This is a genomic window from Coleofasciculus sp. (assembly GCF_046539235.1).
GTDB lineage: Bacteria > Cyanobacteriota > Cyanobacteriia > Cyanobacteriales > Coleofasciculaceae > Coleofasciculus.
The window spans coordinates 1-6,240 of record NZ_JBKHHI010000397.1; the positions used below are offsets into that span (position 1 = coordinate 1).

6 protein-coding genes and 2 pseudogenes are annotated in these 6,240 nt (G+C 45.6%); 1 reads left to right on the forward strand and 7 read right to left on the reverse strand.

Annotated elements, in window-relative coordinates:
• Positions 1 to 46: 46 nt before the first annotated feature.
• The gene (locus ACLFWI_RS25080; RefSeq protein WP_446415183.1) at positions 47 to 397 is read right to left on the reverse strand and encodes a YkgJ family cysteine cluster protein; all 351 of its coding nucleotides are present in this window, start codon (positions 395 to 397) and stop codon (positions 47 to 49) included.
• Positions 398 to 614: 217 nt separating this feature from the next.
• On the opposite strand from ACLFWI_RS25080, the gene psb30 reads away from it, so the two are divergent.
• A complete protein-coding gene (psb30, locus tag ACLFWI_RS25085) occupies positions 615 to 740 on the forward strand; it encodes a photosystem II reaction center protein Ycf12/Psb30 (RefSeq protein ID WP_006099423.1) in 126 nt (41 codons plus the stop codon).
• 353 nt (positions 741 to 1,093) lie between these two features.
• On the opposite strand, the gene recJ is transcribed toward psb30, so the two are convergent.
• The 6 genes and pseudogenes from recJ to ACLFWI_RS25115 all read right to left on the reverse strand — a co-directional run.
• Complete coding sequence (gene recJ / locus ACLFWI_RS25090; protein ID WP_446415184.1) at positions 1,094 to 3,097, reverse strand: single-stranded-DNA-specific exonuclease RecJ; 2,004 nt, start codon at positions 3,095 to 3,097, stop codon at positions 1,094 to 1,096.
• 261 nt (positions 3,098 to 3,358) lie between these two features.
• Entirely contained in the window at positions 3,359 to 3,829 is a 471-nt protein-coding gene (locus tag ACLFWI_RS25095) for a DoxX family protein (protein ID WP_446415185.1), read from the reverse strand.
• A 388-nt stretch (positions 3,830 to 4,217) separates the two neighbouring features.
• Positions 4,218 to 4,418 (reverse strand): annotated as a pseudogene (locus ACLFWI_RS25100) (J domain-containing protein); the annotation flags it as partial.
• 377 nt (positions 4,419 to 4,795) lie between these two features.
• Positions 4,796 to 5,191 (reverse strand): annotated as a pseudogene (locus ACLFWI_RS25105) (type II toxin-antitoxin system VapC family toxin).
• 8 nt (positions 5,192 to 5,199) lie between these two features.
• Entirely contained in the window at positions 5,200 to 5,451 is a 252-nt protein-coding gene (locus ACLFWI_RS25110) for a hypothetical protein (protein WP_446415186.1), read from the reverse strand.
• 75 nt (positions 5,452 to 5,526) lie between these two features.
• On the reverse strand, positions 5,527 to 6,240 hold a 714-nt coding region (locus ACLFWI_RS25115), incomplete at its 5' end, for a tetratricopeptide repeat protein (RefSeq protein WP_446415187.1).

A 6,240-nucleotide genomic window follows, 5' to 3' on the forward strand; every position in this document is an offset into this window, starting at 1 on the left:
GGACAAAGGACAATCTCAACCGTTAACCTTAATTGTCCCCACCTACTTACATCCCCACTTCCCGGTCAAAGCGTAGCATCTCCAAACTGCGATCGCCGTAGAGATCACTGATATGATCCCGACAACAATCGATCGCAAAGTCGTTTAACTCCTCCGGTTCAATCCCATACATTTCCTGAAAGATATCCGCCTCCACCCGACAGAAGCGAGGGCGATGGGCATAAATGCGACATTCACGAGTCTGATGATCAAAATTGACACACCAGCCGTCTTCCCCCACCATGCTTAAATACTGGTCTAACTCCTCTGGTGTCAGATAGGTTTCTAATCCAGGGCGTTCGGTTGGGTCAAGATAACAGCATGCACCACATTGCTTTACACAACGCCAAGTTGCCATTGCGTTTCACCATAGAGCGATTGATTACCAAGCTTCTCTAGGATAACGGGTTTTCGTCTGTCGGATAGGCAAGGATAGATGACACAGGATAAATGACAAGTTTATTACATTTTGTATAGTTTTGTTGATTTGATTAAAAAAACTGGTCAATTAGCCAGTAAAATCTAATCGGCAATTTTTAACGACATCATCTAAATTAGGTTAATCGGGAGGATAGATGGATTTAAGTTTTATCGGGAATATTAACTGGGAACTGATTGCCCAGCTTACCGTGCTGGCGGCGATTGTGATTGCTGGTCCTGTGGTCATTTTTCTGCTGGCTGCGTTTAGGGGAGACCTGTAGCCGTCTGTTTGCTTGTAGTGGGAGCATCTTGCTCCCTGATGCAGCATCTTGCTCCCTGATGCAGCATCTTGCTCCCTGATGCATTAAAGCCGGGGGATTTATCAGTTATCAGTGAACAGTTATCAGTTATCAGGAGCCGGGGGAGCCGGGGAAGCAATGTAGAGACGTAGCATGCTACGTCTGGAAGCTGGGGGAGATCCGGGAGATAGGGAAGCCATCTGATGACAGTTGTCGGGGCGGGTTTGACAACTATCGTTTCAGTTGCACCCAAATCTAACTAAACCCGCCCCGACTAAATGACAAAGGACGAATGACAAAGGACAAATGACCAATGACCAATAACGAATGACCAATCACAACTTTAAAGCACGAGTCGCAGCTTTGATTAACTGATAATAGTGAGGCTGGGTAACATCCACTTGTTTCGCATCATCCCGCTTAAACCCTAAAAGTCCGGTACGCTGTCCTTTTTGAATCACCAGCACTTTGCCTTCAGCATTCCTAATGCGTAACTCATTTAATGATTCCCATAAACTACAGGTATAGCGGCGTTCATTGTGATAAAATTCAGCTTTTTTAATCGCTGATGGGGCGGATTCACTCACCCGAATACCGACTAACTCTAATTCAATCGTTACAGTTCCATTCCAGGCATTCTCTTTGAGTTTATAGGCAATATCTACATTAGAGGGTAAAGGGAAGTATTCACCCCAACGCCACGCGATCGCATTCATTTGCTTGGTGCTGTCAACCGTAGACAGGGTAAGCTTTACATGTCCTTTGCCCACAAGTTTTTGTTCCACCACACGCACATTCGGCGTCCAGAATATTGGGTCAGGATTCTCAATCCCACAAGGATGCAATCGGTCAATTTGTTGGTAGAGATTATAGCTAATTTGATTAAAATTTGCTTGGACGTCAATAGAGACTAAGGGTTTTAGATGTTCGGGTTCTAAACATTGATGGGCAAAGTGACTCAGTTGAGTTTGAAACGCGCTTAAATTTTCACTGGGTAATGTAAAGCCTCCGGCGGCTTTGTGTCCGCCAAATTTTCCTAATAAATCATGGCACGATTGTAGGGCTTCAAAGACATGGAATTCTGGAATTCCTCGTGCAGAACCGCGAATCTGTTCTGGATTTTCGTCTTCATAGGTGCCAATAAATACTGGGACACCATACCGTTCCACTAAACGTGAGGCGACAATGCCAATTACACCATGATGCCAACCCGGTCGGACAAGGACGAGAACCCGCTGCTGTTGCCAGTTTAACTCCTCTTGTTCAATTAGTGCGATCGCCTCTTGCTCAATTTCCGCGCACAGGTGTTGACGTTTTTGGTTAATTTGTTCGCATTGCATCGCCTGTTCTAAGGCGATTCCAGAATCACTGGTGGTGAGGAGTTCAATCACGATTTGCGGATCAGCCAAACGCCCAACCGCATTAATTCTCGGTCCGAGTTTAAAGCCGATATCTTCGGGTTTCAGGGCGATTTGGTCTTCACTGACGCCTGACATTTGAATTAAAGCCTGAATTCCCGCCAGTTGAGATTTAGGTAAGCGTTGCAATCCTCGTTTTAACCAACGGCGGTTAATTCCATTTAAGGGGGCGAGATCAGCAATGGTACCGAGGGTAAACAGTTCTAGGAGTTGGCTAGTGAGTCCCTGGTGCTGACCTAAGTCTTGGGCGAGGGTAACGGCTAATATATAGGCGACACCGACGCCAGCTAAACTGCGGTAAGGGGAAGATTCGGGTAATTGTTTGGGGTTGAGAATTGCATCGGCGTTGGGGAGTTCAGGGGGAAGGTCATGATGATCGGTAATAATAACAGCCAGACCCAATTCTACAGCGCGTGCGATCGCGTCATGTGCTGCAATCCCATTATCCACAGTCAGAATTAGCCCCACGCCTTCTTTAGCGAATTCTTCCACAATACGAGTATTGATCCCATACCCGTCTTTCATCCGGCTGGGAATTGCATAGTCCACATCCGCCCCTAACCAGCGTAATGCCCGCAGTAACAAGGCGGTACTGGTCATGCCATCGGCATCATAGTCCCCACAGATAGCTATTTTCTCATGTTCTGCGATCGCTTCTTTGAGCATATCCACACTAATCGCCAAGTCGGGAAATTCATCCATCGGCGTGGGCATAACCTGAGATTCTGGATACAAATAGACCATAGCTTGGTCTACAGTGTCCAATCCTCGGTTAAGTAACACTTGACCCAGCAGGGGTGACAATCCTGTACCTTGGGCGAGTTGGTTGGCTTTTTCTGGGTTAGCGGAAGAAATTTGCCACCGTTGATTGGGCAAACGTTTTTGGGAAGGGGATTGGTCAGAACTGGATGGGCTGAACACGCTAACTTGGGCAATTACAGTGGGGCTAGAGATAGTCTACAGCAGATTTGTCCTTTGTCATTTGTCCTTTGTCATTTGTCCTTTGTCATTCGTCATTCGTCATTCGTCATTTGTCCTTTGTTTATCCCGCTGCACCTGGAGTCCCTCTACACCTGGGCTTCCCTGATCAAGCTAATTTTGCCAGGACTGTGGCTAATTTACTACCCAATTAGGTACTCATCAATTGTCAATAGTCTACCGGAAGTTGGCAATTGGGACGTGTTAATGAGTTTCCGAGGAATCAAGACGCTGCGATCGCGTCTTCCGGCGTTGCCACCATGCATCAATGGAGACGTCATTAAAACTATTGCCAGCAATTAAGATAAAAAACACCAGACAATAAATTAATTGACTTGTTGCCGTATCCCAATTTTGCAGTAATGTCACTCCATACATCAGCACCACCATCAAGCCAAACCCAGTGACTAACGCCGCTTGAGTGGCTAATCCCAGTGTCACTAGAAATCCGACTATAAATTCCACAATTGGCACCAGTAAAGCTGGTGCCCTGACTAAGGGTTCGGGAACAAATGTATCTTGAAATAAATCCACCATCGACTGGGCAAAACCGGGAATATTACCGAGGCGGGTAAAGCCATGGTTAAAGAAGTTTATGCCTAAAACAATTCGCAGGAATGTATAGGCGATGACAATATCTCGGCGACGGAACCAGGGTGTTGGTTGATGGTGCATTTGGTTAATTGTTGTTTGTAGTCAGTGCTTTAGCACTTGTTTTATTATCATCCTCTCTTGTCCGCCCTGATATGACTCGCACCCGCCCGTTTGACCCCTATTCAGCGATCACCCTTAAAAAGGTGGCGTGGTGAGGAATCACCGCACTTATAGGGCGGTGATGATGTCAATATTCAGATTACCATTGCCAAGTCACCCGAATTCGCGTTAGTATGAATACCTCCCCCCTCACCCATGGGGTTACCACTATTCAGGGTAACCCCACCCCCCTTAATCTTCCTTCCTCTGAGAATAATGTTTCCGCCATGGGTTTGCATTAAACCCGAACCGGAAAACCTGATCGCATCCTCACTGGTGATGCTAATAGTACCGCCATTCGTAGTTAGCGCGATCGCAGTTCGTCTCGCGCTTGGTTAATTTCCTTGAGTTTGGCTTCGGCTTTCTGGCGTAAGCGCTGATTGTCCTCGGTGACGCGATCGGGGTGCCAAATAAATGCCAAGTCTTTATAGGCTTGGTTCATTTCTTCTAGGGAGGCTCCAGGTTCTAGTCCCAGTATTCTGTAGTAGTGGTCTAAATCGTTAGATGACATTGTCGTTTAGCACCTTTGGGCCCGTTAGCCCAAGGTTGGGGAACAGATCACAGTGAACGCGATCGCTCTCTTTATATTCTGTCGGGTCATACCAACCTTCGACCAAGATGAGACGGGTGACTTTGGGAGCATGTCACCTTTGTAGGTTGGGTTGAGGAACGAAACCCAACGATAGCAGGCTAACTTGGACATGGCTGTTTTGGGGTTTGGGGAATAGTTCTAGTGTATTGGGTTATTGCCCAAATCTTCACGACTGATGAGTTGAACATAAACCTCCATGGTATTACCGTAGGGGAGTCTAGAGCCACCAACTGATAATAGAAGCGTTTCCAGTTTTATCATGCTTGCTCACCCGACATTCTGCCTTTTGCGATTATTTAAGGGACTAACCAATTCTCAAGGTGTAAATTTTGGATATTGACAAAATGACGCATATTATCAGTAACTAAACAATCAGACCGAGAACGAGCAACGGCGGCAATGAGTGCATAAATTTGTCCAGTTGGTCTACCGATTTGTCTGAGTTCACCTTGAATTTTGCCAAATTCGATAGCGGCATTCTCATCGAAGTTAATTTTAGGCAGTTGGTTGGCAAATTGTTCAATAATCAGCAGATTTTGCTGAACTCGACTCGAACAATAGACGCCTTTATAGAGTTTTCTAAGAACTAGAGTCACCAGATAATAGTCCTGGTATTTTTGCTAAAAATGAGCGATGGCTGATGGGTTTCCCTGAATAATCGCTATACAAATATTTGTATCGAGCAAGTACATCTGAATAGTTAGTTAAATTTATCAAAATCTATCGGTTCACCCAAGTCAGCATGGCGTTCTCTATCAATCTGAGCAAAAATATCTCCGATTTCTTGATCATCCTTCCATGCACCAATAATGGCTTGTAGCTGTTGCCAATTGGGGTCAGGGTTCGATAAAGTAGCATCAGGAATTTCAATAAAAATTTCCATGCCATTAGGAACGGGAAGTTCTTGAAATAGCTCTATAGTTTTGCCGCGTAGAATTCCTTTAACTTTCATTGGGGATGGTTGTGGTAATTTCTATTGCACTATTGTCGCTTTACGAGGGTGGGTTCGTCGTTAAGGCTTGAGCCTCTAGCGGGTCAACCCTCCAGTACCTGGGAATGTTGCTGGGATGGGAGTACCTATTTCTTCACGAATTGCCAAAGAGTGTTGATAGTATTCTTTTGCCCGTTGGTACTCTCCCAGGGAATCGTAAGCATTGCCCAAACCCATCAGAGAACTAGCTATCCCACTGCGATCATCAATTTCCTTGGCAATAGTCAGAGATTTCTGATGGTATTCAATTGCCCGTTGGTATTCTCCTTGGAAATTGTAAACATTGCCCAAATTATTGAGAACATGAGCCATCCCACTGTGATCGCCTATTTCCTGTTTAATCGCTAAAGACTGAAGATAGTAATCGATTGCCCTTTGGTACTCTCCCAGGGAAGCGTAAACATTACCCAAACTATTCAGGGAATTCCCTTCTTCAGAGCGATCGCCTATTTCCCATGCAATTGCCAGAGACTGAAGATAGTAATCGATTGCCCTTTGGTACTCTCCTAGGGAATTGTAAGCATTGCCCAAACCATTCAGGGAATTCCCTTCTTCAGAGCGATCGCCTATTTCCTGTGCAATCTCTAGAGACGGCTGATAGTAATCGATTGCCCTTTGGTACTCTCCTAGGGAATTGTAAGCATTGCCCAGATTGTTCAAGAAATGCCCTTCCCCAAGGCGAAAGCCTATTTCCCGTGCAATCTCTAGAGACTGAAGATAGTAATCGATTGCCCTTTGGTACTCTCCCAG

Excerpts from the sequence above, each read along its gene's own strand:
- ACLFWI_RS25080 (WP_446415183.1), bottom strand. The coding sequence starts at position 397 with ATGGCAACTTGGCGTTGTGTAAAGCAATGTGGTGCATGCTGTTATCTT.
- ACLFWI_RS25095 (WP_446415185.1), bottom strand. The coding sequence starts at position 3,829 with ATGCACCATCAACCAACACCCTGGTTCCGTCGCCGAGATATTGTCATC.
- ACLFWI_RS25110 (WP_446415186.1), bottom strand. The coding sequence starts at position 5,451 with ATGAAAGTTAAAGGAATTCTACGCGGCAAAACTATAGAGCTATTTCAA.
- psb30 (WP_006099423.1), top strand. The coding sequence starts at position 615 with ATGGATTTAAGTTTTATCGGGAATATTAACTGGGAACTGATTGCCCAG.